This is a genomic window from Neobacillus sp. 19 (assembly GCF_049463095.1).
Lineage (GTDB): Bacteria > Bacillota > Bacilli > Bacillales > Cytobacillaceae > Neobacillus.
In genome coordinates this window covers 15,232-41,630 of record NZ_JBMPZU010000041.1, presented here as the reverse complement: position 1 = coordinate 41,630, position 26,399 = coordinate 15,232, and the positions used below count along the sequence as shown (strand labels likewise).

Here is a 26,399-nt window from a genome sequence, read left to right as displayed (position 1 = left end):
GCCTTCCTCCTAGTCCGAAATAAATGAGTCATGAACTCTTTTCCAGAATGGAAATGGACGAAAGCGGGCAAAACGAATCTTCTCCTCCGGCACCCTAAATTGAATCGATTTAACGTCCTTATGAAGCAGTGTCAAATGATCAATCGTTACCTGAAAATCTGAACGGTTAACAGGTTTCAGCATACAGTTATGATGTGCAGGAAGGATTAGCGGCGAGCCCACTGTTCTAAATACCTTGTTATTAATGGACGCCATTTCCGCGACTTGAATGGCAGATATCGCCGGGTGAATAATTGCCCCACCCAGCGCTTTATTATATGCCGTACTTCCAGAAGGAGTTGAAACGCAGAGACCATCGCCACGGAACCGTTCAAAATGCTGGCCGCGAATTTCAACATCCATCACAAGTGTTCCCTCTACACTTTTTACTGTTGATTCGTTTAGGGCTAAATACCTTGATTCCTTACCGGCATGCGAGTATCGAATGATGACCTCAAGCAGTGGATATTCGACAACTTGATAAGGAGTTTTAGCTATAGCAATCACAAGCTTTTCAATTTCATCCGGTATCCAGTCGGCATAAAAACCGAGGTGCCCTGTATGGATGCCGACAAATGCCGTTTTGCTTAAACGACTGCTGTAGCGGTGGAAAGCATACAGCAACGTTCCATCGCCGCCAATGGAAACAACAATATCGGGCTGGTCCTCATCGTAGATAAGATCAAAATCAAGTAAATACGTCCTCATTTTGTGCATTAAAATGTTTGATTTTTGATCTCCTTTTGAAGTAATCGCAAATTTCATTTGTTTATGCTCCTTGTAATTAGTGGCTTTCAAAAGGCGGTCATATGATTAGTTCTTATCTTCCTGCGTTAACTCTTTCTTTCTTGTAAAAAAAGCTTGAGCTTCCTGGATTTCACCGCGGATTATTGACATTTCCTCGTCAAGCCGAAAAGCGGCTTCGGAAGCTCTTTGCAGTCTCATTTGAATATCAGTTGGAAATACTCCTTTATACTTGTAATTTAATGAATGTTCAATTGTCGCCCAAAAATTCATTGCCAGCGTTCTGATTTGAATTTCGGCAAGGATTTTCTTCTCGCCATGAATGGTTTGAACCGGGTAGCGAATCACCACATGATAGGAACGATACCCGCTCGTCTTTTTATGAGAGATGTAATCTCTTTCCTCCACTACTTCCAGATCATTGCGGTGTCTTAACAAATTGACAACCATATGTATATCTTCTACAAATTGACACATAATTCGCATGCCTGCAATATCTTGCATTTCCTCTTCCAAACGTTCAAGCGGTATACCTTTTTGATTAGCTTTATCGAGAATACTTGCGATTGGTTTAACGCGCCCTGTAACAAATTCAATGGGTGAATGAGAAGAATCTAATTCAAATTGCCCCCTCATTCCCTTTAATTTTATTTTTAGCTCAGATACAGCCTGCTTATATGGGGCTAAAAATTGATCCCAATGCTTCATGATTTCACCTCGATGAAAACAAATTATGTTTAGAAAATCCCTTCAACTTTTGTAACCATTTCATTCCCATAATTACTATTACCTTTAATATTACTAATTACATATTCTAATTCCTCAGAAAAATTTGTTAGCTCTAACTGTTCTTCATTATAGGCAATACAGACCGGTGTCTCTTGCTCGTTCGCAGTCTTTAATAACGGCCAGATTTCTTCAGATAAAACGATATATGTATAATCCTCTTGATCCTCCATTAAATAAATGAATGCATACTGGTCAGAATCCACAAGAATCTGCTCCCCCGGAACCAATCCGGTGATGGGTTCATTTGTTTCTAATATAAGCTTGTTTTCTATCAAGTTCGCCTGTTGGATTGTAATCCTTTTTTTCATCTCGTTTCCCTCCATCTTTCACCATCTTATTTTAACATAATTCACCCATTTCTCCCAAGGATTGCAGTTTGATAATGATAGCTGAAATCACCTGCAGTGGACATGTATGAACGTTCATCGTTATGATTAAGAAAACTATCATCGAGAAAGGGTGAGCTGCGGTGTCACAAAATATTGAGATCGAATTTAAAAATATGCTTACAAAAAAGGAATATGAGCAGCTTCTTAAGGAATTCAAAATAAAGGATGGCCAAATTTTTTCCCAAGAAAATCATTACTTTGATACAGCCGATTTTTCTTTAAAGGAAACGGGTGCTGCTTTACGCATCCGTCAAAAAGGAGGAGCTTACGAAATGACCCTAAAACAGCCTAATGAGGTTGGACTGCTAGAAACCAATCAAACCTTAAGCCGGGTAGAAGCGTCATTGGCAATGAATCAGGGGCAGCTCCCATACGGAATCATCCAGGAACTAATCGCAGAACAGGGTATTCCTTTTTCCAAAATAGATTATTTTGGATCGCTCACGACAAATAGAGTAGAATTTCAATACAAGAATGGATTACTTGTTCTTGACCATAGTTCTTATATGGGAATTGATGATTACGAATTAGAATATGAAGTGGATTCCTTTACCGAGGGACAGAAAATTTTCCTAGAACTTCTTGCTCAATTTGGGATTCCAAAACGGAAAACGGAGAATAAAATCCTCCGCTTCTATAATCAAAGATATAAACAGTTATAATTGATATAGGAAAATTAACCTAAAGGAAAACTTTACTATTCTGTAAAATTCCCCTTTTCAAGGCAATTCATTTGAGATATGAATGGGGCATTGATAAAATATGAATACAAAAGATTTTAAAGGAGTTGTCAACATGATTGAAAAAAAGCTTACACCATTTGAGGCCATTGGTGAAGATACATTATACCGTCTTGTCGACACTTTTTATGGCCTCGTTGCACAACATCCTGAGCTCTGCTCCAATATTCCCAAATCAATTTACTGAAATAGCACGAAAACAGAAGCAATTTTTGACACAATATTTAGGCGGGCCCCCGATTTATACAGAGGAACATGGACATCCGATGATGCGTGCCCGTCATTTGCCCTTTCCAGTTACACCATCGCGGGCAAAAGCATGGTTATCTTGTATGAAAAACGCAATGGATATGGTCGGCTTACATGGTACAATCCGAGATGATTTCTATGACCGGCTCTATCTTACTGCCCAACATATGATTAACACGCCTGACGAAGGCGAGATACCAGGTGAAAATCGTGAGTAATTCTAAATCACCCGGCGCAAAGAAACGTTGCAGCGGCGGTGATAAAAAACCAATTGAAATATATATGTTCATTGATCCGCTTTGCCCTGAATGCTGGGCACTTGAGCCGATTTTAAAGAAACTGCATATTGAATATGGAAGGTATTTTTCAATTAAACATGTGTTAAGCGGACGGTTAGCGGATTTAAATTTGAGCAAGAAAAAGAACTATGAAAATATTGCTCAACTCTGGGAAATGACAGCGAGCAGAACGGGCATGTCCTGTGATGGAAGCTTGTGGTTAGAAAACCCTGTAGATAACCCTTATACTGTTTCGATTGCCCTGAAAGCTGCCGAATTACAAGGCAGACGCGCGGGTCTCCGTTTTCTCCGGAGAATTCAGGAAATGCTGTTTTTAGAAAAGCAGAATACTTCTAATCTTGAGGTATTAAAGGAATGTGCCAATAGTTCAGGCTTGGATGTTGAAGAATTTATGGCAGATATCCATTCTGAGAGTGCAGCGAAAGCCTTTCAATGTGATTTGAAAATCACCTCCGAAATGGATGTTTATGAAATTCCTACCCTCGTGTTTTTTAATGAAAATACCGAGGATGAAGGGATTAAAATTACTGGTTCCTATCCTTATGAGGTGTATGTCCAAATATTAGAGGAAATGCTTTCTGAAAAGCCAGTACAATCTCCTCCGCCTTCATTAGAAACATTTATGAAATTTTTTAAATTTGTTGCCTCGAAGGAAATTGCCGTAGTCTATAATATGTCGATTTCACAAATTGAACGGGAAATGAAGAAATTGCTTTTAAAGCAAGTGGTGGAACAAATTCCGGCCAAGTACGGAACATTTTGGCGGTATATTGAAGAATAAACGAATGTCGGTTCAATGTGTTCCGACAATTTTTATGCATATCCAGAAAACGAAAATGCCTTGCAGTTTTAAACACTGCAAGGCATTTTTCTATTAATACGAACAAAGGGGATGGGAGAAATTTTTCACGGTCAAACAAAGGGGTATATGTTTGTTGTGATCAACTTCACGCATTAAATATACCATGCGATTAGAGCTGCTGACAATAAGTTTGTGCTACATTTCACAATATTGTCAAAAAGACAGGTTAAAGTCATATATTCACGAAGTGGACAATAAACATAGTAGTGAACAACCTTACAAAGGTGGAATTTACTGTGAGCAAAATTCCTTTTGTCATCATCGTACTTTTTATAATATTTGCTTTTTTTCTGCACATTCTTGCATTACTTAAGATTTTTCCTATATTACTTAGTGCTCCTATTTTATTTATTTCTATATTAATCTTCCTTACTTATCTTAATGATCGTAAACGATTTAAGGGATTTTAAAAGGGATGGACCTAGATTTAGGCACCATCCCTTTTCCTTACTTATATTAATAATTGTTCTAATTCGTTCAGTTTCTCTTCAAACACTTTACAAGCATTTTTAATTGGATCGGCACTTGTCATGTCAACTCCCGCTTTTTTAAGTACTTCAATTGGGTAATCTGAGCTTCCGGCACTTAGGAACTCCTCAATATACCGTTTGACAGCAGGCTCGCCTTCTTCTAAAATCTGCTTACTAAGAGCGGTAGCTGCACTGAAGCCTGTTGCGTACTGATAAACATAGTAATTGTAATAGAAATGCGGAATTCTTGCCCATTCTAAACCGATTTCCTCATCAATCACAATATCCTCTTCTCCAAAATACTTTTTATTCAGTTCATAATAGGCCTTTGTTAAAGCATCGGCAGTTAATGCCTCATTATTTTGTGCCATTTGATGAATGAGATGCTCAAACTCAGCAAACATTGTCTGGCGGAACACAGTTCCTCTAAAGCCTTCTAAATAATGATTTAGGAGGTAAATGCGCTTTTGCTCATCATCAATTGTTTTTAACAGGTAATCATTTAATAGTGCCTCATTACAGGTGGAGGCTACTTCAGCAACGAAAATCGAATAGTTACCGTACGGATATGGCTGAGCTTTCCGTGTATAGTAACTATGCACGGAATGGCCAAATTCATGGGCTAATGTAAATAAATTATTCACATTATCCTGCCAATTCATTAAAATATATGGATGTGTCCCATATGCTCCAGAAGAGTATGCACCACTGCGCTTCCCTTTATTTTCGTGAACATCAACCCAGCGATTTTCAAAACCTTCTTTTAAGATTTTCACATATTCCTCGCCTAATGGTGCCAGTCCCTTAATGACTAAATCCTTTGCCTCATCGTATTCGATCGGCATTTTCACATCTTTTACTAACGGGGTATATAAGTCATACATGTGCAGCTCCTCTAAACCTAACACTTTTTTACGAAGCTTAACATAGCGATGTAATAGGTGAAGATTTTCGGTCACTGTATTGACAAGATTATCATAAACACTTTCCGGAATATTGTTTGCAGAAAGGGCGGCATGTCTTGCTGAATCATATTTTCTAACTCTTGCATTAAAGTTGTCCTTTTTCACATTTCCGCTTAACGTGCTTGAAAAAGTATTTTTAAAATCTCCATACGTTTTATAAACAGCTTTAAAGGCATCGCGGCGTACCCGCTGATCTCCGCTTTCCAAGAAACGGCTGTAACGGCCGTGGGTCACTTCAACCTCTTCACCATTCTCATCTTTAATGGTTGGAAATTGAAGATCGGCATTATTCAGCATCCCAAAGGTGTTGCTCGAGGCGTCCATCACTTCTCCTGCTTCTGCTAAAAGGGCTTCTTGCTCCGCACTCAGCACGTGTGGCCTTTGAAGATTAATCTCCTCCAACGCATGTTCATATAGTTTTAACTCCTGTTTCTCATTGAGGAAACCTGTAACTTTGCTTTCGTCAATTGAAAGAATTTCAGGAACAATAAACGCTAACTGACTCGCTGCCTGAGAGTAGAGATTCTTCATTCTGTCATCTAACCCTTGATAAAAAGAATTGGTCGTGTCTTGATCGTAGCGCATATGTGAGTATGTATAGAGCTTTCCAATTCGTTCTAACAGTTTATCTTGGAACTGTAGCGCATTATAGAGTGTCTCCGCACTCTCTCCTAATTTCCCTTCAAATTCTTTAATCCCTGGAATTTGATTTTTTACCTCTTGAAACTCTTTTTCCCATTCTTGATCACTTGCAAAAATATCTTCTAAATTCCACGTGTCTTCCACAGCGATTTCACTTCTAGCCGGTAGAGATTTTACAGCGGTTTCATTTGCCATGATCCATCCTCCATTCATTGTGATAACTCATAAACCTTCTCATAAATATATTCTCTTTATTCTTCCATTTTCCTTTTTAAAGCGTAAGAAAAGACAGAACATCTCCACTTATTATACCCATTCGTTCATTTTCAATTGTTTTTTAGAAGGATATTGCTATTTTTTTGATAAAAACGCAGTTTTACTTCTTCACTTTCACTATTTGACCTTGGTATGACGATCCTTCGTTGTAATTGATATACAGAGTCTTGTTTTCGTGTCAGTATTCCCAGGTGTTCCAAGGTTTGTACATATTCAATAAGTGGTAAGATTGGGTTTAACTGCTGTAGTTGTGGAAGGGTTCTTATCAATATTTCGCATTTTCTTTTTCTCTTGTTAAAATGAATGGTTACCTCTTGAAAAGTTATGAAATCGCCAGGGTTCTTATTGGCTAATACATCAAGATAGAAATAGGTTTGCCAAATGATTGGAGGTGTTTGTAATAGTAATGCATGTGCTACTGGAAGACCAATTTCAGGAGGTAATAGGAAAAGATTAAGGCCTCGGCTATAAATCTCATGGAGAAATACTTTTTGACTCGGCTGCGGATGAAGTCCCCAATTGAAGATAAACTTTTCAGTCTCTGCTTTCCAGCTTGATAAATTAAACTGGTTCTTTTGATAAGGTTCTAATAGCCCATCTAACTCAATATTGTGTTGTGGAATAAAGGAATACTTAGCAAATGCGTTTTTTATCGAGAAGGAGGTAATCGATTCTACCAATTGAAATAGATGCTTTTCGGGGCAATAAGCAGGAATATAAAGATTTCCTGAAGAAGTACTTCGTAAAAATAAATATTGAAAAGTGGATAATGAGATGATGTCTTTCTTTTTTTGGTGGATGTGACAACTGGAGATGATCCATAGTGGGGTATAACCATTTTCCAAATACGTTTTAGTCCTTTTATTAAAATCCATTCCCGGTATGGTTGAACATTGATACTCTAATGCATATTTGTTTCCATTATGTTTAAACATTATGTCAGGCCGCTGCTGAATTTCACTGTCATAGTATTCAATTTCTGCCGGAATCCCTTGTCTTATAAGCCATTGAAAAAGTTGCCGTTTCCCTTCGAGATGTTCATATGATTCATTTTCAAAACTATCTCGGCATGTGCTTCCACGTTTATGTGCAAAGTGAAAAATCCGCTGATCTCCTAATTTAAGTACTACACTCTCTCCACAGATGGGACAAACAAATTCTTCCTTACTGCGATAACTCATCAGGGTTTCCTTTTTATAATTAAGACCGAGACAAAGTTTTTTACCTGTTTTTGTACGTGCGGTTAGCAATTTTACTCTCCTCCTTTTCTACCTTTAACTTCGCCAAATTCTGCTAAAATCCTCTAAAAAAAATAAAAAAATCCCGTCGCAATTCAACGAGATTTTTACCCTTATAAAATTAGAATTTGTCAGTTCTTGCTTAGAGAATTTTCCAGCTCCAGGGCGCTTCCGCTTTTCCTTATAAAAGTGGTGATAGTAACCGTGCTGTTGACTCCAATAATCTAAGGCCAATATGACGTTCTTGAAACGTTTTTAATTCTAGCTGTTTGGCATATTCAAGGTCATTAATATATTCTTCAACAAGCTTTTCTGTACTTTTTGTCCGGAATAAGAATGCATTCACCTCGAAATTCAAGTGAAAACTTCGCATATCCATATTGGACGTCCCGATTGAAGCAAGTTCATCATCAACGATTACGATTTTACTATGCATAAAACCTCGTTCATATTCATATACCTTAACTCCCGCTTCCAGAAGCTCAGGGAAATAAGATCGTGAAGCATGAAAAACAATTCGTTTATCAGGACGGTTCGGTACAAGCAGCCTCACATCTACACCGCTTAGTGCGGCGACTTTGATGGCTGAAAAAATATCTTCATCCGGAATAAAATACGGTGAAGCAATCCAAACCGTTTTTTTTGCAGAAGCAATCATCGAGAAGAAGATATTTTTAATAACGCTCCATTCATTATCAGGGCCGCCGGCAATAAGTTGAACACCTCCGTGGCTTTTATGATCTAATTGGGGTGATAAGTATTCCGCTGTCAAAAAACTATGATTTGTCATATAATACCAATCTTGCAAAAAGATAAGCTGAAGTGTCCGAACAGCTTCCCCTTTTAGCATTAAATGTGTATCTCGCCAATAGCCAATATCCTTGTCTCTCCCTAAATACTCGTCCCCAATATTTAATCCGCCCACAAAACCGATTGTTCCATCAATTACAATGATTTTACGATGATTCCGGAAATTAAATTTATTATTTAAGAAAGGCAATTTTACTGGGCCAAACGGGACCGTTTCAATTCCGGCATTTTTCAATTCATTAATGTAGTTTTTTGATAGTTGCCATGAGCCTACGGCATCATACAAAAAGCGAACCTTAACTCCTTCATTGGCCTTATTAATTAAAATATCTTTTATTTCCTGGCCGATATGATCGTGACGAACTATATAATATTCGAGATGAATATGATGTCGTGCCCTTTTCAATTGTTCAATAATTTGACTAAAGGTTTCTTCTCCATTGGTTAATACCTTTGTAGCTGTATCAAAGGAAATAGGGCTGTTCCCAAGTTTTTGAGCCAAATTAAATAGCTTCCCGTGATGTTCACCCATTAAACTGAGCTTTTCTTCATTTCTCGGGTCATCTTCCCCTTCTACTGTGAGAAATGCTTGTTTATCAAGGAAATACTTCTTTCTAAACATCTTCTCTTTCCGATAATTACGTCCAAATAAAAGATAAAAAATAAAACCAATAAGCGGAAAGCTCCCTAATACAACCAACCAAGTAATAGTTTGGGTTGGATGACGATTTTCAAGAAATATCACAAATCCAATAAAAATAACGGAAAGCGAAATTAAAACACTTAAGAATCCAAAAATTCCACTTTCTAATTGATCCTTAAAGAAAAACAAGAGTCCGGACAATACTGCTAAAAATATAACCACCCTTACAGTGTTTTTCAAAGGAATCACCTGCCAAACATCTCATTATAATTTAAAGTATGAAAAATACCGATTTCAATTATGAAATCGGTATCCTTTTAGGTAAAATATTTTCGCAGTTCATCAAAAACATCTTTAGAAATAATTTCTTTTCCATACTCATGAACACGATGAATTGTAAGCTGTGTCTCATAACCGTATTCGAGTAAGATACTAAGAATATTATCAATTTCATCTTCTTCATATATATCTTCCGGAAATTCTGTATATAAATAATATTTTCCTTCAAAGTGATAAAGTTTTGTTACTAGATCATCTAAACCTGCTCGATTCGATAAGCTGATGATATCTTCAAAGTCATGAAATGCAAGCAGAAATTCTAATGTCTCTTCCTCGAGCAATATGTCTTCTTCATCGGAATGATTTGGATTAAAATGCTGATCTAAGATCTCTTCAATATTACCATCTACAGGAATGTCTTTTATTTTTTCATTAGGAATGGGGAGCTCAAACTTTTGTCCATCTTTAGAAAGCTGTGCTTTGGTAACAAGAACCTCTAAACCCTTGTCAAGTGCTTGGACTTGTATCCAAAGTGGACCTTCAACGACAAAATCCTCTTCACCATGAACCTCATCCATCATTTCCCAAAAGAGTTCTTCACTGCGCTCTCGATTGTACCAAATTTCCTCACGATCAAAGCCTCTTTCTTCAATGTCACCATAGGAAATATAGAACTTCACAGTATTCTCATTAATGCGTTCAATCTCCATCATAACCTCTCCCTTCCATTTTCCATATTGAAGGGACTATATACCCCCAGCAGATCATGCCATTAAATAAATTACTTCAAAAAGGTAAATAATCTTGTACTTTCATTTTATGACAAAAGCACTAATAAGGGAAATAAAAAACACGAAATTCTAAAAAACCATTATAATGCCTATATGTTATTCTAAAGATATACTAATTATTCCGTATTATCAGGATAAAGACGGATGAAAGTTCCTTATATTGTATCAAATTGCAGGTTCAACTACAAATTTCCGGTCTATATAAGAAAAGCGCAAGCGCCCTGGTCAGCGGCGTATGGCCTGGAGCTCTCCAACTGAGATAAAGGAAACACGGTGAGCGTAGCGAACCGATGTTGACTTATCGTAGGGCGGAGAGCGAAGGACACTAGCCGCTAGGGCGCTGGAGCTGGACATTTCTCAAAGTCAAAACTTATAAATTCTTATATAAAAAAGACCTCCGTTTAAGAAGGTCTTATCATTTAATTGACCATGCGCTGCGCTTCACGCAATTGAAATGTTCTTACCCTTCTTGGAAGGAAACGTCGAATTTCATCTTCATTATAACCAACTTGTAAACGTTTTTCATCAATAATAATGGGACGACGTAATAACCCAGGATTATCTTTAATTAAACCAAATAAATCTTGAAGTGGCATTGCATCTAAATTCACATCTAATTTTTGGAACGTTTTTGATCTTGTAGAAATGATTTCATCCGTTCCATCTTCCGTCATTCGAAGAATTGCCTTTATTTCCTCCATTGATAATGGTTCAGAGAAAATATTTCTCTCTGTGTATGGAATTTCATGTTCTTCTAACCATGATTTAGCTTTTCGACATGATGTACAACTTGGTGAAGTGTATAGTGTTACCATCCGTGCTTCACACTCCTCTATTATTTGCAATTTATATTATAAATACCCTGTAAAATGGAATTAAAACTTATAAAATGTAAATTCATAATTAAAATTATTATAAATAAGTAATTTATATCATTAATTATACACCACAGTTTCTAAAAAAGGTATCCTTTTTTCAAAAATGTTTAAATAGCCAAAACCAATCCATTATTTATGTTCACATTATATTAGACGAATGATTTCTACAAAAGTTTCAAAATTTTATTCATTCTCACCAAAAAGTTTTGATTTTCTCTTCTAAAATATTCGTTCCTAAAGGGAGTGTTTTTGAGGGTATATTAAAACTTGATTCTCAATTAAAAACCGGTAATGAAAACGCATTCATTTTATTCTAAAACTTTCTCCTTATTAATTTATTTTCCTCTTTCAATAAGAACCAAGTTCTTTTACAATTAAGTGTAGGGGATATTTCATTTCTCATGATGACTATTCAAAAATGGAGGGTTTTTATCATGGTTGGATACATAGCTGATTTAACGATTGTCGCACTTCTAATCATTGGAATTACTGCCTTTATGGGGGTAATTACAAATGGTATTGGCGAAAAAGTATTCGGGGGCAAACGTCGTTCTGAATTTGTTGATGAAAGTGCAAAATATCAGGTAGGATGGAAAACTGTTGGCGGCAACCGAAAATAAGATAAAAAAACGATCTCAATAATCGAGATCGTTTTTTTTATTATTTTGATTGTGCTTGATATTGCTTATATTCTTTCTCCGAACAAAGAACAAAATGACCTGGGGTAACTTCCCTGAATTCAATTACCTCATTTTTATCATAATTATGACTTGCCGGATCATAGGATTTACGTTTACGTGTCCGCTCACTGATCGGATCCGGTGATGGAATCGCTGATAATAGCGATTGCGTATAGGGATGTAATGGATTTTTATAAAGGTCATCCGCAGATGCAAGCTCCACCATTTTTCCAAAATACATTACGCCGATACGATCGCTAATGTATTTAACCATCGAAAGATCATGGGCAATAAACAGATAGGTTAAACCCTTCTCTTTTTGCAGCTTCTTCATTAGATTTACAACCTGTGCTTGAATGGAAACGTCCAAAGCGGAAATTGGTTCATCTGCAATAATGAATTCAGGCTGAACAGCCAGTGCACGGGCAATGCCAATCCGCTGCCGCTGCCCGCCGCTGAACTCATGTGGATACCTGTTAGCATGTTCCTTGTTTAACCCAACAGTTTCCAGGAGATCATATACTTGCTGCATCCGATCCGCTTTTGATGTTGCCAATCCATGGATATCAATTCCCTCGGCAATAACATCAGCAATTTTCAATCTAGGGTTTAAAGATGCATACGGGTCCTGGAAAATCATTTGCATTTTACGATTAAAATCTTTCAATTGCTTTTTTGACTTTTTACCGTGTACATTCACACCATCGTACAAAACTTCCCCACCGGTGGCATCATACAAGCGGATAATCGTTCTGCCTGTTGTCGATTTACCACAGCCAGACTCACCTACAAGCCCCATTACTTCACCCTTATAAATATCGAAGGAAACGTTATCGACTGCCTTAACTTCATTCGGCTTTCCTTCGTTAAAATATTGCTTTAAACTTTTAATTTCAAGTAGTTTTTCTCTCTCAGCCATCTATTTTCCCTCCTTCATACCAGGAGTCCGACTTTTTTTTAATGTTGCAGCACCGCTTGCTGCACCCGCTATACCAGCATATTGGCTATGACGCCTTTTAACTGCCTCTGGCGGTTCAACTTTAGGAGCATCCGGATGCAATAGCCAAGTTGCTGCATAATGGGTATCAGACACCTTAAAGAATGGCGGCTCTTGCTCCATATCTATTTTCATTGCATACGGGTTACGCGGTGCAAATGCATCTCCCTTAGGAGGATCTAATAAATCAGGAGGTGTTCCTGGAATTGAGAATAATTCCTCATCATCTGTATCCATGTCCGGCATAGAGCTGATTAATCCCCATGTATACGGGTGTTGAGGATTATAGAAGATTTCATCCGCCGTTCCTATTTCTACAATTTTCCCGCCATACATAACCGCTACACGGTCGGCAACATTGGCAACAACACCTAGATCATGAGTAATAAAAATAATCGAAGTATCGATTTTCTTTTGCAGGTCCTTCATTAACTCAAGAATTTGGGCCTGGATGGTCACGTCAAGAGCTGTTGTAGGTTCATCCGCGATCAGAACTTGAGGATTACATGCTAAAGCAATTGCAATTACTACCCTTTGTCTCATCCCGCCGGAAAATTGATGCGGATACTGATTGATGCGGATCTCCGGTTTTGGAATCCCAACCAGCTTTAATAATTCAACGGCTCTTTCTTTCGCAGTATGCTTGCTCATATTCTGATGTTTAATAAGCGGCTCCATGATCTGGTTTCCAATTTTCATCGTTGGATTTAATGAAGTCATTGGATCTTGAAAAATCATCGAGATATCATGGCCGCGGATTTTTTGCATTTGTTTATCCGTTAACTTGGTCAGGTCTTTCCCATTAAAAAGGATTTCCCCGCTCTTTATTTCAGAATTGTGTTCCGGTAATAAACGCATTATCGATTTAGTCGTAACAGATTTTCCCGATCCAGACTCACCAACAATCGCTAAAGTTTCTCCTTTTAACAAATCAAAGCTAATTCCGCGAATAGCTTTCACTTCTCCCGAAAAAGTGTGAAACGATATATTTAAATCTTTTACTTGTAATATTTTCTCCATAGGAATTCACCTGCCTTCTAATCACGCATTTTTGGATCCAGCGCATCACGCAATCCATCAGCTACCAAGTTAAAACATACCATAATTAATGCAATCATTATGGATGGAATAATCATTTGATATGGAAAAGCCACCATTGATTTAAATCCATCATCCACCAAAGTACCTAATGATGCATGTGGCTCTTGAAGTCCCAAGCCAATAAAACTCAAGAATGCTTCGAAGAAAATGGCGCTAGGGATCGAAAACATTGTATTAATAATAATGATACCAAACATGTTCGGAATCATATGTTTGAAGACAATGGAAGTGTCCGATGCCCCCAAAGTTTTAGCAGCCAGCACAAATTCCTGACCTTTATATTTCAACACCTGTGCCCGGACAACACGCGCCATACTTGTCCATCCAGTAATACCTAATGCGATGATAATTGGACCAATCCCCGGCTTCATGACAAGTATCATTAATACGACAATTATCAGGTTCGGGATTCCGACAATAACTTCTATAATCCTTTGCAAAATACTATCGGTACGACCGCCCATGTAGCCGGAAATAGCACCATATGCTACACCAACCAACATATCAATTAATGCCGCCATGAAAGCAATGAATAAGGATACTTGTGTGCCCTTCCAAACACGGGAAAATAAGTCTCGTCCCAGAAGATCAGTGCCAAACCAATAATAAGCATCAATGTTTCTTACTTCATAGGCATTATATGTGGTTCCGTTACGTCTTTCTAACGTTCCATCAAAAGGCAGCCAGTGGATATTTTCCAATCCCTGAATACGAGGCGGCAGGTTGTTATGCTTTGTATTTTGATGATCGTACTCATAAGGTGAAATCATTGGTCCGACAAACGCCATCAAAATCAGGATTATCAGAATGACTATGCTGACAACTGCTCCTTTATTCTTCCGAACACGAAGCCATGAATCCTGCCAAAAGTTTAGACTTGGCTTAGCAATTTTTTCGCTTTTTGATGGATCAATATGGGCGGGTGCAAACATGTCTGGTGAAATTTGAGAATCTTTGTTAATCATTTACCTTTCCCCCCCGAAAGACGAATACGCGGATCGATCACTCCGTAGAGTATATCAACAATTAAAATAACAACAACGAATAAAGCTGAAAATAAAAGTGTTGTACCCATTATGACAGGATAATCATTTGACCCAATGGATTTAACAAATTGTTCACCCAAACCGGGAATTCCAAAAATCTTTTCAATAACGAGTGAACCGGTCATTAGACTGACTGCCAAAGGTCCCATGACTGTCACAACAGGAATCAACGCATTTCTTAAGGCATGCTTTATACTGATTTGAAAGCGGCTGGCGCCTTTTGCTTTTGCCAAAGTGATGTAATCAGACCCCAATACATCAATCATTTCAGTACGCATAAACCTAGCAGCAATTGATATTGGGAACATTGCGAGAGCTATTGTCGGCAAAACCGTGTATTCCGGGCCTCTCCACAACATGACCGGAAACCAGCCCAACTTTACTGCAACATAATACTGAAGTAATCCAGCAAAAATAAACGATGGAATGGATTTTCCAACAACAGCTAAGAAAGTAGATCCATAATCAACCCAGGTGTTTTGCTTTAGTGCAGCAATGGTGCCCAAAAATATTCCAAAAATTGCTCCAAACACCATTGCCTGCAAACCTAAAATTGCTGAAGGACCTATTCTGTTAGCAAGAAGGGTTGTAACAGGGGTGTTATTAAATTGGAAGGAAATCCCTAAATCACCTGTCACCGTATTTTTCATATATTTAAAATATTGAACAGGGATTGGGTCGTTTAATCCGTACTTATCCAACAAAACTTGTTGTTGAGTTGCATTAAGCTTTGTAAAACTTTTAAATGGGCTGCCTGGCATTAGCTTCATCAGGAAAAAAGTAACGGATGCAACAATAAGCAGGGTAATAATCATGTAGATTATACGCTTTAAAATATATTTTGCCATGCCTGCACCTCCTAATTAATTAAATTTTCGTCATCTTTCGACAATTCCCATACAGGTAAAAAGAGAGTATATTTGGAAATATACTCTCTTCTTATTTGGTTAGTATAGCTACTTTTTAAGGATTTTAATCCACTGGTAACTATAGTCAGGACCGAATGCATGGTGAGCAAAACCACTTACCTTTTCGTTAATCAAGAGATTTACGGAACGTTGGTAAACCGGCACAATTGCTACATCATCTTCTAAAAGAACCTTTTCAGCTTCGACTAGAGCATCCCAGCGCTCTTTGTCTTTGGCAGCTAAATCAGTTTGCGCTGCTTTAATTAACTCATCATATTTTGCACTGCTGTAATCCATTTTGTTATGGTCGCCGCCAGTTAGGAATAGATCCATAAATGTCATTGGGTCTGCGTAGTCAGGACCCCAGCCAGTGAATAATAAATCGTAATCCATCTTTTGTTCACGTTCAATACGGATATTAAATGGAACAGGTGTCATTGTAAGCTTCAAACCAGGAAGGTTCTTCTCTAATTGGTCTTTAATGAAAGAATCAGAAGCTTTGGCTGTTTCGGTATCACCGCCAACATAACCTAAAGAAAGTTCTTTTACGCCAAGCTCAGCTAAACCTTTATCCCAATACTTTTTAGCTTCTTCTTTATTCATTTCATTATAAGTCTTTGCAGATTCACGGAAATCCTTGCCGTCTAAGAATGCAAATGATTTTGGCACGAAGAAATCTGCTGCAATTGAGCCGTTAGCTAGTACATCATCAGCTAAAGCTTTTTTATCAATTGATAAGGCAATTGCTTTACGGATGTTGATATTTTTCAATGCTGGATTCTTTTGGTTCATTTTAATCCAGAAAAGTGATGGTTCTTGGTATTGCAATAACGCTGGATCACCTTCAAATTGCGAAAGGATTGCTGCTTGTGCAAGTTTTGGTGTGATATCAGCTTCACCTGCAGTAAATGCGTTTGCAGACGCTTGCGGATCTTTAGAAACAGCAAAGTTAATCTTTGTTAACGTTACGTCTTTTGCACTATGGTAAGTTTCATTTTTCTCCATAGTCCATTCAGTTGCTGTCGGGCCATCCCATTTAGTCATCTTAAATGGACCATTGTATAGAATGTGCGCCGCATCTTTGGCATAATCTTTGCCTTGTTCTTCAACAAACTTTTGGTTTTGCGGGTAGAACAATTGGAATGTAATGAAAGATTCAATATAAGGAATTGGTCTTTCAAGAGTAATCTTTAAAGTGTAGTCATCTTCAGCCTTAATGCCAAGATCTTCTACTTTGGCTTCGCCTTTACCGATTTCAGTAGCGTTTTTGATTTTGCCTTCCATAAAGTAAGGGCCATATTCAGATGCAGTTTCTGGGTTGATAGCACGCTGCCAAGCAAACACATAGTCATGTGCTGTTACAGGATCTCCATTAGTCCATTTTGCATCTTTTCTTAATTTTACTGTTAGTTCAGTTTTATCAGCATTGTATTCAGGCATTGCTTCAGCGCCGGCAGGTACAACCTTTTGATCGGCGTCTAAACGATACATACCTTCGTTAACAGCATTCATCGTGGTGAAACCCATAACGTCAGTTGCTAACACACTGTCCATAGTTGGAATTTCAGCAGACTCAAGCACGTTTAATACTTGTTCATCAGCAAGTTGTTCTGCAGGGGCTTTTTCGCCGCCTTTGTCTTTCCCTTTGTCTGTTCCTTCGTTTTTATCGCCGCCTGAACATGCTGCTAGAAACATGCTTAGTACAAGTGATAATACTAAAAGTAGTGAAAGTTTTGTTTTCTTCACTATGTAGACCTCCCTTTTCTATTATTCTGAAAAATTACTACATTTTCTATTATACATAATTTAAATAAATTGTACATATTTTTTTAATTTTTAATTTACAATTTCGATACAATTTTTACGTTAGGATTACAATTTGCTGTGATATAATTTAGGCTTATACGGATTTTTTTGTATAATACTTATTAGGCATCCCTTTATAAATCAATGTTTTGGAGGTCATTTTATGAATTTCCGTTTTAAAAGAAAACTTTATATTCTAACTTTCACACAGTTGGGAATTATTATTATTTCTTTTATTTTCCAACATGAAATTTCATTAGTTAGCTATATCAATATATCTTTTTATATTTCCGCAGCACTACTTTTAACAGCATCACTCCTTTATACCATTCATAGCGGTTTCTATGATGTGATCTCAAGATCGATTAATCTCGTCTTTTCAAGAGACAGAGATGAAAGGAAATTAGAAGACATCCCAAGATTATCTGAAATGGTTACTATTGATGAAAAACCCCTCCTTTTTCATGGACTAATGAATGGTCTATTTATGATGATTGCCCTCATAGCATATTATTTTTAACTTACTTGAAAATAAATATGCTAATCCTTTATAATGTGATTAATCGAATAAAATGTGCAGCAATGATAAAGAATAGTACGTATTACCCCTCGTTACAGAGAGTTTGTGGATGGTGAAAACAAACACGATGAGAATACGGAATGGACTTTGGAGCCTCTTTCTGAACTCTTTAATTGTTACGATTAAACTAGTAGGAGTAGACGTCATCCTTACGTTACAAGGACTCTCCATAATCGATGTATGAGGAATGGAGAACTGAGTGACTCTTTTAGAGTAATTTAGGGTGGTACCGCGAACCATTCGTCCCTAGTAATTTTTGGGGACGAATGGTTTTTTTTATTTAATTTTAGGAGGAAACAGAAATGAAAACAATTTTTTCTGGTATTCAACCGAGTGGAACAATTACACTTGGGAACTATATAGGAGCGATGAAACAATTCGTAGAACTGCAAAATGAATACAACTGCTTCTTTTGCATTGTCGATCAGCATGCTATTACGGTCCCACAGGATCCAAAAACTCTCCGGAAAAATATTCGCAGCTTAGCAGCATTATATCTTGCTGTTGGAATCGACCCCGAGAAGGCTACTTTGTTTATCCAGTCAGAGGTTCCAGCACATGCACAAGCGGGATGGATGATGCAATGCGTATCCTATATCGGAGAGTTGGAGAGAATGACACAATTCAAAGATAAATCTTCTGGTAAAGAAGCAGTTTCAGCAAGCCTGTTAACCTATCCCCCGTTAATGGCAGCTGATATTTTATTGTATAATTCAGATCTCGTTCCTGTAGGTGAGGATCAAAAGCAGCATATGGAATTGACTCGAGATTTAGCTGAAAGATTTAACAAGAAATATAACGATGTTCTTACTATACCTGAAATTAGCCTGCCTAAGGTTGGAGCACGCATAATGTCACTTCAGGAACCTACGAAAAAAATGAGTAAATCTGACGCTAACAAAAAGGCCTTTATCACACTATTAGATGAACCGAATCAAATTGTGAAAAAAATAAAGAGTGCAGTTACCGATTCTGATGGAATTGTAAAGTTTGATACAGTTAATAAACCTGGAGTTTCAAACCTATTATCGATTTATTCAATCCTTGGTGAAAAATCAATTACCGAACTTGAAGAAATGTATGCGGGTAAAGGCTACGGAGACTTTAAAGGTGACTTAGCGGAGGTAGTAGCAAACTTTATTAAGCCCATTCAAGACAAATACTACCATTTATTGGATTCAAAGGAACTTGACGACATTTTGGACCACGGTGCCGAAAAAGCTAATCAAGTTGCCAGCAAAACGCTGAAGAAAATGGAAAATGCAATGGGACTTGGAAGAAAAAAGAGATAATCAAAAAACGCTAAAAAGCCTGACCCCCAAAAGATATGCAAAGCATACCTCTGGGTCAGGCTTTTTAGTTTACTTTTGGACCGTGCTCCATTTCCCATAGCTTTTCAAAAAATGGCTGCCCTTTAATTAAATTCTCACAGAATGTTTCATGCTGTTTCGACCAGCCATACTTCGTCTCTTCAAATAATTGTTCCCATGCATCTTCGAAATTCATCTCTTGAATGGTTGAATATTGTTCAGGACACCATTCCGTATACCAATAGCGAACTTCTGCTTCATTATTGGATGAAAGCAATTGATCAAGTGCCATAAATAGCAGCTGTTTTAATTGCCGTTCTTTTCTGGTCAATCCTGTCATAAGTTCTGGTTCTGGAGATAAAATATGGAAATCCTTACTTTTCAGTGATGGATAAAAATGATATTGTTTTGCCTCATGCTGACTGATCATTTCATATACAAGCTGTTCCTGTCTAGGAATCAATCTGCTCTTTCGAATTGGTATATTATAGCCAATTGTATCAATTACTAGGATCCCAATCCCATCTGTAACAACAAAGCAGTAGTCGAGCTGAACTCTTTCATGGTTTTTTCTTAAATAGGCTTTCTGGTAAATATCGTCGAGAAGCTGTTGGGGCAGCTCTGACAGGTCATTTTCAATATAGTTAAACAGTATCGGCTCGACTTTAATAAGTGGTGCCTGGTCTAACAGTTCCACTCCGTCATCCTTACGCCATTCATGAAAATGGCACACATTATACCCGTTTTCTTCACCCTCAAACCAATTTACCCATACATCATGAAGATACAACATTGTACATCCCCTCACTTCAAGAAACTGTTTTGTCAATCAGTATGGGCAGAGCTTAGTTAAATTATTCCTTTATATATATTTTGCCCCATTTACTATTAATACTGATAACATTCGCCGCTCGAATATTTACCGCTATTTATATGAGGTTGTCCCAATATTTATACCTAATCGTTGAATGGATAAAAAAAATCTACCATATCATGATGGTAGATTTTTATCTTCTTGATTTAGGGTTGAAAGCATCTTTTAACCCTTCACCAATAAAGTTAATTGATAAAATGGTGATGGTAATTAATATTGCCGGAGGCACCCAAATCCAAAGTTTAAATTGGATGACATCAGGTTCAATTGCTGAATTTAACATGTTGCCCCAGCTCGGAATCTCTTGTGGTACACCGAAGCCAAGAAAGCTTAAACCTGTTTCTGCAACAATCATAGTAGCAAATGTAATCGTAGCCTGAACAATGATAGTTGATAGAATATTCGGTAAGAGGTGTTTTACTATAATCTTGGCAGGCGAGCAACCAATCGAAATAGCAGCCGTAATATATTCATTCTCTTTTTCAGTAAGAATTTTACTTCGGACAATCCGAGCGATTCCACCCCAGCTTAGGATACTGATTGTTCCTATTAAAACCCATAACCCATTTACTTTTCCAAAAAATATCGCATTTAGAACAATTACAAATACAAGAAAAGGAAAGTTTAAAATAAAATCTGTAAATCTCATTAATAAGCTGTCGACGGCACCGCCGAAATACCCCGAAATTGATCCGATTAATGTACCTAGTAAAATAACAAACAGTGTACAGCTCATTCCGACTAATAGTGAGATTCGGCCACCGTATAATAATCTGGTAAAGACATCACGGCCGGCTTTGTCTGTTCCCAGCCAATGATCTCCGGATGGCTTTAGGGACATTTCTCCAATATTAATTCTTGTAACATCTGCCGTTGTAATATACGGTGCAAGGAAGGAAACAATCGCTACTATTACTAAAAAGATGAGGCTCGTCATAGCCAATTTGTTTTTTATAAACTTTTTCCTGGCAAGTGCCCATGGTGACAAACTTTTCTTTGGGGGTGCTGTGATTATTTTTGAATCCTTCTGAGTAATAATTTCCATCTCTATTTCCCCCTAATCTAAGCGAATTCTCGGATCTACAACACCGTATAATATATCGGCTACTAGGTTGCCAATTAGTGTTAAGAAGGAGAACAACATTGTCAACGTCATTAATACTGGATAATCTCTTGTTCCAACAGATTGCAAAAATAGCTGTCCAAGTCCTGGGTAAGTAAAAATCGTTTCAGTAATAATTGCGCCACTAATTATGGCTACTAAATCAAAGCCTAAAAACGTTATAAGCGGAATAATTGAGTTTCTTAAAATATGAACATTGTAAATCTTTCTTTCTACAGTTCCTTTTGCACGTGCCGTACGAACAAAGTCTTTTCGGCTATTTTCTATAATATCATTGCGTAAAAATTGCGTATAGCTAGCAGTACTTAATAATCCTAGAACTACCGCCGGAAGGAATACATGGTGTAGACGGCTTAACCAATACTCAAGTGTCCCCTCTGTCACACCTATATCAATTGAACCATTTGATGGAAACCATCCAAGTGTAAAAGAAAATAAGAAGATTGCAAATACACCTGCGATAAAAGAAGGAATGGATAACCCTAAATAATTTAGTCCCCCAATTAAATTATCTCCAAGTGTATAGGGCTTTCTTCCGGCGTATGTTCCCATGATGAAGGCGAGAATATACGTGATAACTATTGAAGAAAATCCAAGCAGCAATGTGTTCGGAATACGTTCTCCGATAACCTCCGCAGCCGGAATTTTAAAACGGGCTGATTTTCCAAAATCACCTTGTACAAAGTTGCCAATCCAGCGGGCATACTGCTGTGGCAGCGGATCATTATAGCCCAATTTTTCCCGCATTTCCGCTATATATTGTGGATTTGTATTCCTAGGATCAATCTCTCCTGAAAGAGAATCTCCAGGCATTAATTTTGCCAACGTAAAGACTACAATGGAAATTAGAAATAACATCGGAATCATGCCCAAAATTCTTCGAAATGCATACTTCAGCATGTGCATTCTCCTTGTCTGATAAACTATGTTAAATACGAGTGTTTATGTAACTCCATTCATTAAAAGGGGAGGGGCAGGGAGAACAGATCTCCCTGCCCCTCCCAAATAATTTCCCTGAGCTTAAAGTAAAATAATATAAGCATTTAACATAGTCTAATACATGTTAGTCTGCTGCAATTATTGTTTAATCCACCACTCATTTGGACGGTTCATACCAGCAACAGTGAATGTAACTCCTTGTACACGTTTGCTGACAGCCATTGTTTCTTCAAGCTCAGCAATTGGTAATGCAGGAAGTTCCTTCATGAAAAGTTTTTGCCATTGTACATATAGATCCTTACGTTTGTCGGCATCTGTTCCAACAACGCTCATATCAACTGCTTGATCAAGCAATTTATCACTGTCGGCATTTACCCAGCGTGGATAGTTCCACAGTGCTTTAGAGCTCCAAAGTGGTGTTGGATCCGGATCGGTACCAGTAGACCACCCGCCGAAGAAGACTTCCATCGATTTATCTGCTTTTTCAAGCATATCGTAGTAAAGGTTTGCATCTGTCATTGTAAGCTTTGATTTTAATCCTACTTCTTCCCAATATTGAGTCAATGCTTTTGCACGTGATTCAAATGTTGGGTTTTGAGTCGCATAGTGGCTGAAGTTTACCACAAATTTCTTACCATCCGGATCTTCACGGAAGCCATCTCCGTCAACATCTTTGTAGCCAGCTTCATCTAATAATTTCTTTGCTTTTTCTGGATCATATTTGAATTGCTCTAGATCTTTATTGTCTGCTGCAATCCAGTGGTTTGTAGGTACTGGACGGTTTACAGGTTTACCAACGCCAAAGAAGAACGCCTTTACCCACTCTTCACGATTGATTGCATAGTACATTGCTTCACGTAATTTAACATTTTGATATTTTGACTCATTCATAATGTTTTGGCTGCCATCCCATGTTCCTAATCTGAAACCAACATAGTAATAGCTTAGGCCTGGATATGTTACTGCTTCAACATTATCAAGTGCTTTAACTTCATCAATAATACTTGGGTGGAAAGAAGTCATATCAAGTGTGCCATTTTTAAGTTCCCCAACAGATAGAGATGGGTCGATTACTTTTAACACAACTTTATCGATATGCGGTTTACCGCCGAAGTAATCGTCGAAACGATCCATTTCAACTGATTCTCCTGGAACAATTTTTGTTACTTTAAATGGCCCTAAACCAACAGGCTTTGTACGTACTTGTTCAGATGACATCATATCTTTAACAGCCATATCTTTGAATTCTGTGCGATTCATTGGGTATGTCCATAGGTTTTCTAAGTTGTTTACACGTGCTTTATCAAAAGTAATTTGGATGTGGTAATCATCAACTACTTTAATACCGGAGATTTCTGTTGCTTTACCATCATGGTAATCTTGTGCACCTTCAATTTTATTTACGTTTTCAAAACGCGGGCCTTCATAGTCCTTATCAGCAACTACTTTTAATGCAAATTCCCAGTCTTTAACTGACAGTTCGTCCCCATTATGCCATTTAACACCTTTTTTGATTTCAAAATCATACACCTTATTGTCTTCTGTTTTCCAAGAAGCGATATGCGGCTGTGCTTGCAACTTTTCATCAAACTTAATTAGGTTTTCATCAAAGAAATCCATTACATACGCATCAGTTGCAGTTCCATAGAAGGAAAAGTTAAATTTACCTTCCGGTGCCGAATCCAGTGCATATACTAATGTTCCGCCATCTTGCGGTTGACCTGCTGTTTCACCGGTCTTATTGCCTTCTTTTTCCTTTTCCTTTGTACCAGCTTTTTCTCCTCCGCCGCTGCAAGCCGCTAAAAATGCAGATAGAACTAACATTAATGCCGCTAACATAAGCATACTTCGTTTCTTCATTTTGTTCCCCCCTATTAGATTTTTAATTTCCTTTTTATTAGTAAAGGTGGCAAGCTACTCGATGAGATGGCTTCACCTCCTTTAATACCGGTTTTGTTTTAGAACATTCCTCCATTGCCATTGGACAGCGAGGATGGAATGGGCATCCTGATGGAGGATTGATGGGACTTGGCACGTCTCCTTTTAAAATAATTCTTTCCTTCTTGATTCTTGGGTCTGGAGATGGAATGGCAGATATTAGTGCCTGGGTATATGGATGGAGAGGTTCTGCATAAAGGAGATCCTTATTTGCAATCTCTACCATGTTACCTAGGTACATAACACCAATTCGATCACTCATATGTTTAACAACACTTAAGTCATGCGCGATAAATAGGAATGTTAAATCAAATTCCTTTTGCAAATCTTTTAACAGGTTTAAAACCTGTGATTGCACGGATACATCCAGTGCAGAAACCGGCTCGTCGGCGATTATCAATTTTGGTTTGAGCGCAAGGGAACGGGCAATTCCGATTCTTTGACGCTGTCCGCCGGAAAATTCATGTGCATACTTATAATAAGCTTCGGGCGGCAGACCTACTTTATCCAATAAATCCAGAACCTCTTTTTTTAATTCTTCTTTACTCTTTTTTGAAAAATTATAAATGGGTTCCGCGATAATATCTCCAACCATTTGCATCGGGTTCAAGGAAGCATACGGATCTTGAAAAACCATTTGCATATCTTTTCGAATATCACGCAATGATTTACCTGAAATCCTGGTAATATCTTTTCCATCAAACAGAATTCTGCCTTCGGTTGGTTTCAATAATCGTAAGATTGTCCGGCCGGCAGTTGATTTGCCGCAGCCGGATTCACCAACAAGTCCAAGTGTTTCTCCTCGCTTAATCTCAAATGAAATGTTATCGACCGCTTTAACATTCCCAATTGTCCGTTTAAAAAAACCACCTTTAACAGGATAATAGGTTTTAAGGTTTTGAATCTCTAAAAGATTTTCAGCTTGAAAGGAAGCGCTTTCTTTATTTTTATGTACTGATACTGAAGTCATCACTTCACCCCTTCTCTTGGATTACTAGATTCAAAGAGCAAACAGGCAACCTCATGGCCTTGTTCAACATCTTCGAGAACGGGGGTAATTGTAAAGCATTCAGGCATTGCACTTGGACAACGGTTGGCAAATCGACAGCCAGCCTTTGGCATATTCGTTAATGATGGAACAATTCCTTTGATTGAACTTAAGCGTTCTTCCTGTTCTTCCATTTTAGGAATTGCGCCTAATAGAAGTGTGGTATATGGGTGTTTAGGATTATGAAACAATGTATCGACATCGGTTCGTTCAACAATCTTTCCTGCATACATTACGATCACTTCATCACACATTTCCGCAACTACACCTAAATCATGTGTAATAAGAATGACCGACATATCATTTACCTCTTGAATCTCTTTTAAAAGTTCCAAGATTTGTGCCTGAACAGTAACATCGAGAGCTGTTGTCGGCTCATCCGCAATTAACAATTTAGGCTGGCAGGCAATTGCGATCGCTATCATAACTCTTTGGCGCATACCACCTGATAATTGATGCGGATATTCATCAACAATCTTTTCAGGCCGGGAAATTCCAACACTTTTTAATAAGGCAATCGCCTTCTGCCTAGCTTCTTGTTTAGATATTTTTAAATGGTTAAAAAGAACCTCTTGCAACTGGTATCCGATGGTAAATACCGGATTCAGTGAGGTCATTGGCTCTTGGAAGATCATTGAAACATCCTTCCCGCGGATTTTATTAATTTGGGATTCGGACATCTTCTCAATATTTATTCCATCAAATATAATTTCGCCTGACTTTACTTTGCCAATTCCTTTAGGCAGCAGCTGCATAATCGAAAGGCTCATAACTGATTTTCCACAGCCGGATTCACCTACAACTCCAACTATTTGCCGTGGCTTTACCTTAAATGAAACATTATCAACGGCATTATAATCCGTTCCATCAATATCAAAGGCTGTCTCTAAATTTTTCACCTCGAGCAACGGTGCCTCTTTGAGTAATGGCTTTTTTTGGCTCATAG

At 37.8% G+C, this 26,399-nt stretch carries 24 protein-coding genes, 1 pseudogene and 1 other annotated feature; of the genes and pseudogenes, 6 read left to right on the top strand and 19 right to left on the bottom strand.

Annotated features, from left to right (window positions below; genetic code table 11):
- Positions 1–9: 9 nt before the first annotated feature.
- From ACO1D1_RS13445 to ACO1D1_RS13435, 3 genes are read right to left on the bottom strand one after another with little or no spacing between them, the layout of a single operon-like run.
- Positions 10–804, bottom strand: coding sequence for an NAD kinase (locus ACO1D1_RS13445; protein WP_149869322.1), 795 nt, complete (start codon positions 802–804; stop codon positions 10–12).
- 48 nt (positions 805–852) lie between these two features.
- Positions 853–1,491: a GTP pyrophosphokinase gene (locus ACO1D1_RS13440; protein WP_149869321.1), complete on the bottom strand. Its 639-nt coding sequence runs from the start codon at positions 1,489–1,491 to the stop codon at positions 853–855.
- A gap of 29 nt (positions 1,492–1,520) precedes the next feature.
- Positions 1,521–1,880, bottom strand: a complete 360-nt coding sequence (locus ACO1D1_RS13435; protein WP_149869320.1) for a hypothetical protein — start codon at positions 1,878–1,880, stop codon at positions 1,521–1,523.
- A gap of 161 nt (positions 1,881–2,041) precedes the next feature.
- On the opposite strand from ACO1D1_RS13435, the gene ACO1D1_RS13430 reads away from it, so the two are divergent.
- The 3 genes and pseudogenes from ACO1D1_RS13430 to ACO1D1_RS13420 all read left to right on the top strand — a co-directional run bounded on the left by ACO1D1_RS13430 (position 2,042) and on the right by ACO1D1_RS13420 (position 4,030).
- Positions 2,042–2,623 (top strand): CYTH domain-containing protein, encoded by a 582-nt coding sequence (locus ACO1D1_RS13430; protein WP_149869319.1) that lies wholly within the window; start codon positions 2,042–2,044, stop codon positions 2,621–2,623.
- A gap of 133 nt (positions 2,624–2,756) precedes the next feature.
- Positions 2,757–3,168, top strand: a pseudogene (locus ACO1D1_RS13425) (globin).
- The gene (locus ACO1D1_RS13420; RefSeq protein ID WP_423336201.1) at positions 3,152–4,030 is read left to right on the top strand and encodes a ClpXP adapter SpxH family protein; all 879 of its coding nucleotides are present in this window, start codon (positions 3,152–3,154) and stop codon (positions 4,028–4,030) included. Before ACO1D1_RS13425 ends, ACO1D1_RS13420 begins: the two are co-directional and overlap by 17 nt.
- Before the next feature lie 532 nt (positions 4,031–4,562).
- Here ACO1D1_RS13420 and pepF read toward each other — a convergent pair.
- From pepF to spxA, 5 genes are all read right to left on the bottom strand, one after another.
- Positions 4,563–6,383, bottom strand: a complete 1,821-nt coding sequence (gene pepF / locus ACO1D1_RS13415) for an oligoendopeptidase F (protein WP_149869317.1) — start codon at positions 6,381–6,383, stop codon at positions 4,563–4,565.
- A 131-nt stretch (positions 6,384–6,514) separates the two neighbouring features.
- A complete protein-coding gene (locus ACO1D1_RS13410) occupies positions 6,515–7,714 on the bottom strand; it encodes a competence protein CoiA (protein ID WP_423336200.1) in 1,200 nt (399 codons plus the stop codon).
- 169 nt (positions 7,715–7,883) lie between these two features.
- The gene (gene cls, locus ACO1D1_RS13405; protein WP_423336199.1) at positions 7,884–9,395 is read right to left on the bottom strand and encodes a cardiolipin synthase; all 1,512 of its coding nucleotides are present in this window, start codon (positions 9,393–9,395) and stop codon (positions 7,884–7,886) included.
- Between the two features lie 77 nt (positions 9,396–9,472).
- Positions 9,473–10,144: an adaptor protein MecA gene (gene mecA, locus ACO1D1_RS13400; protein WP_149869314.1), complete on the bottom strand. Its 672-nt coding sequence runs from the start codon at positions 10,142–10,144 to the stop codon at positions 9,473–9,475.
- Between the two features lie 500 nt (positions 10,145–10,644).
- Positions 10,645–11,040: a transcriptional regulator SpxA gene (gene spxA / locus ACO1D1_RS13395; protein ID WP_149869313.1), complete on the bottom strand. Its 396-nt coding sequence runs from the start codon at positions 11,038–11,040 to the stop codon at positions 10,645–10,647.
- A 497-nt stretch (positions 11,041–11,537) separates the two neighbouring features.
- Here spxA and ACO1D1_RS13390 point away from each other — a divergent pair, with 497 nt between their 5' ends.
- Entirely contained in the window at positions 11,538–11,723 is a 186-nt protein-coding gene (locus tag ACO1D1_RS13390) for a hypothetical protein (protein ID WP_149869312.1), read from the top strand.
- A gap of 40 nt (positions 11,724–11,763) precedes the next feature.
- Here ACO1D1_RS13390 and ACO1D1_RS13385 read toward each other — a convergent pair whose 3' ends face one another.
- The 5 genes from ACO1D1_RS13385 to ACO1D1_RS13365 all read right to left on the bottom strand — a co-directional run bounded on the left by ACO1D1_RS13385 (position 11,764) and on the right by ACO1D1_RS13365 (position 17,581).
- The gene (locus tag ACO1D1_RS13385; protein WP_149869311.1) at positions 11,764–12,702 is read right to left on the bottom strand and encodes an ABC transporter ATP-binding protein; all 939 of its coding nucleotides are present in this window, start codon (positions 12,700–12,702) and stop codon (positions 11,764–11,766) included.
- A complete protein-coding gene (locus ACO1D1_RS13380) occupies positions 12,703–13,800 on the bottom strand; it encodes an ABC transporter ATP-binding protein (RefSeq protein WP_423336198.1) in 1,098 nt (365 codons plus the stop codon). It lies immediately after the preceding gene.
- A gap of 17 nt (positions 13,801–13,817) precedes the next feature.
- Positions 13,818–14,846 (bottom strand): oligopeptide ABC transporter permease, encoded by a 1,029-nt coding sequence (opp3C, locus tag ACO1D1_RS13375; RefSeq protein WP_423336197.1) that lies wholly within the window; start codon positions 14,844–14,846, stop codon positions 13,818–13,820.
- Positions 14,843–15,775, bottom strand: coding sequence for an oligopeptide ABC transporter permease (gene opp3b / locus ACO1D1_RS13370; RefSeq protein WP_149869308.1), 933 nt, complete (start codon positions 15,773–15,775; stop codon positions 14,843–14,845). Before opp3b ends, opp3C begins: the two co-directional genes overlap by 4 nt.
- Positions 15,776–15,883: 108 nt before the next feature.
- On the bottom strand, positions 15,884–17,581 hold the full coding sequence (locus ACO1D1_RS13365; RefSeq protein ID WP_149869307.1) for a peptide ABC transporter substrate-binding protein: 1,698 nt from the start codon (positions 17,579–17,581) through the stop codon (positions 15,884–15,886).
- A 223-nt stretch (positions 17,582–17,804) separates the two neighbouring features.
- On the opposite strand from ACO1D1_RS13365, the gene ACO1D1_RS13360 reads away from it, so the two are divergent.
- Together ACO1D1_RS13360 and trpS are read left to right on the top strand one after the other, a co-directional pair.
- Positions 17,805–18,161: a DUF3899 domain-containing protein gene (locus tag ACO1D1_RS13360; protein WP_149869306.1), complete on the top strand. Its 357-nt coding sequence runs from the start codon at positions 17,805–17,807 to the stop codon at positions 18,159–18,161.
- Positions 18,162–18,214: 53 nt separating this feature from the next.
- Positions 18,215–18,472 (top strand) — a binding site (T-box leader).
- 51 nt (positions 18,473–18,523) lie between these two features.
- Positions 18,524–19,513: a tryptophan--tRNA ligase gene (trpS, locus tag ACO1D1_RS13355; protein WP_149869305.1), complete on the top strand. Its 990-nt coding sequence runs from the start codon at positions 18,524–18,526 to the stop codon at positions 19,511–19,513.
- A gap of 64 nt (positions 19,514–19,577) precedes the next feature.
- Here trpS and ACO1D1_RS13350 read toward each other — a convergent pair whose 3' ends face one another.
- The 6 genes from ACO1D1_RS13350 to ACO1D1_RS13325 form a co-directional block, all read right to left on the bottom strand.
- Complete coding sequence (locus tag ACO1D1_RS13350) at positions 19,578–20,324, bottom strand: YjbA family protein (RefSeq protein WP_149869304.1); 747 nt, start codon at positions 20,322–20,324, stop codon at positions 19,578–19,580.
- Positions 20,325–20,538: 214 nt separating this feature from the next.
- Positions 20,539–21,450 carry an oligopeptide ABC transporter permease gene (gene opp4C / locus ACO1D1_RS13345; protein ID WP_149869303.1) on the bottom strand — a complete coding sequence of 304 codons (912 nt, stop codon included), beginning with the start codon at positions 21,448–21,450 and terminating at the stop codon, positions 20,539–20,541.
- Between the two features lie 12 nt (positions 21,451–21,462).
- Positions 21,463–22,428, bottom strand: coding sequence for an oligopeptide ABC transporter permease (gene opp4B, locus ACO1D1_RS13340; RefSeq protein ID WP_149869302.1), 966 nt, complete (start codon positions 22,426–22,428; stop codon positions 21,463–21,465).
- Between the two features lie 177 nt (positions 22,429–22,605).
- Positions 22,606–24,327 carry an oligopeptide ABC transporter substrate-binding protein gene (opp4A, locus tag ACO1D1_RS13335; protein ID WP_423336196.1) on the bottom strand — a complete coding sequence of 574 codons (1,722 nt, stop codon included), beginning with the start codon at positions 24,325–24,327 and terminating at the stop codon, positions 22,606–22,608.
- Positions 24,328–24,364: 37 nt separating this feature from the next.
- Entirely contained in the window at positions 24,365–25,375 is a 1,011-nt protein-coding gene (locus ACO1D1_RS13330; protein ID WP_149869300.1) for an ABC transporter ATP-binding protein, read from the bottom strand.
- Positions 25,375–26,397 carry an ABC transporter ATP-binding protein gene (locus tag ACO1D1_RS13325; RefSeq protein WP_149869299.1) on the bottom strand — a complete coding sequence of 341 codons (1,023 nt, stop codon included), beginning with the start codon at positions 26,395–26,397 and terminating at the stop codon, positions 25,375–25,377. The genes ACO1D1_RS13330 and ACO1D1_RS13325 overlap by 1 nt, the downstream gene beginning before the upstream one ends.
- Between the last annotated feature and the right edge of the window lie 2 nt (positions 26,398–26,399).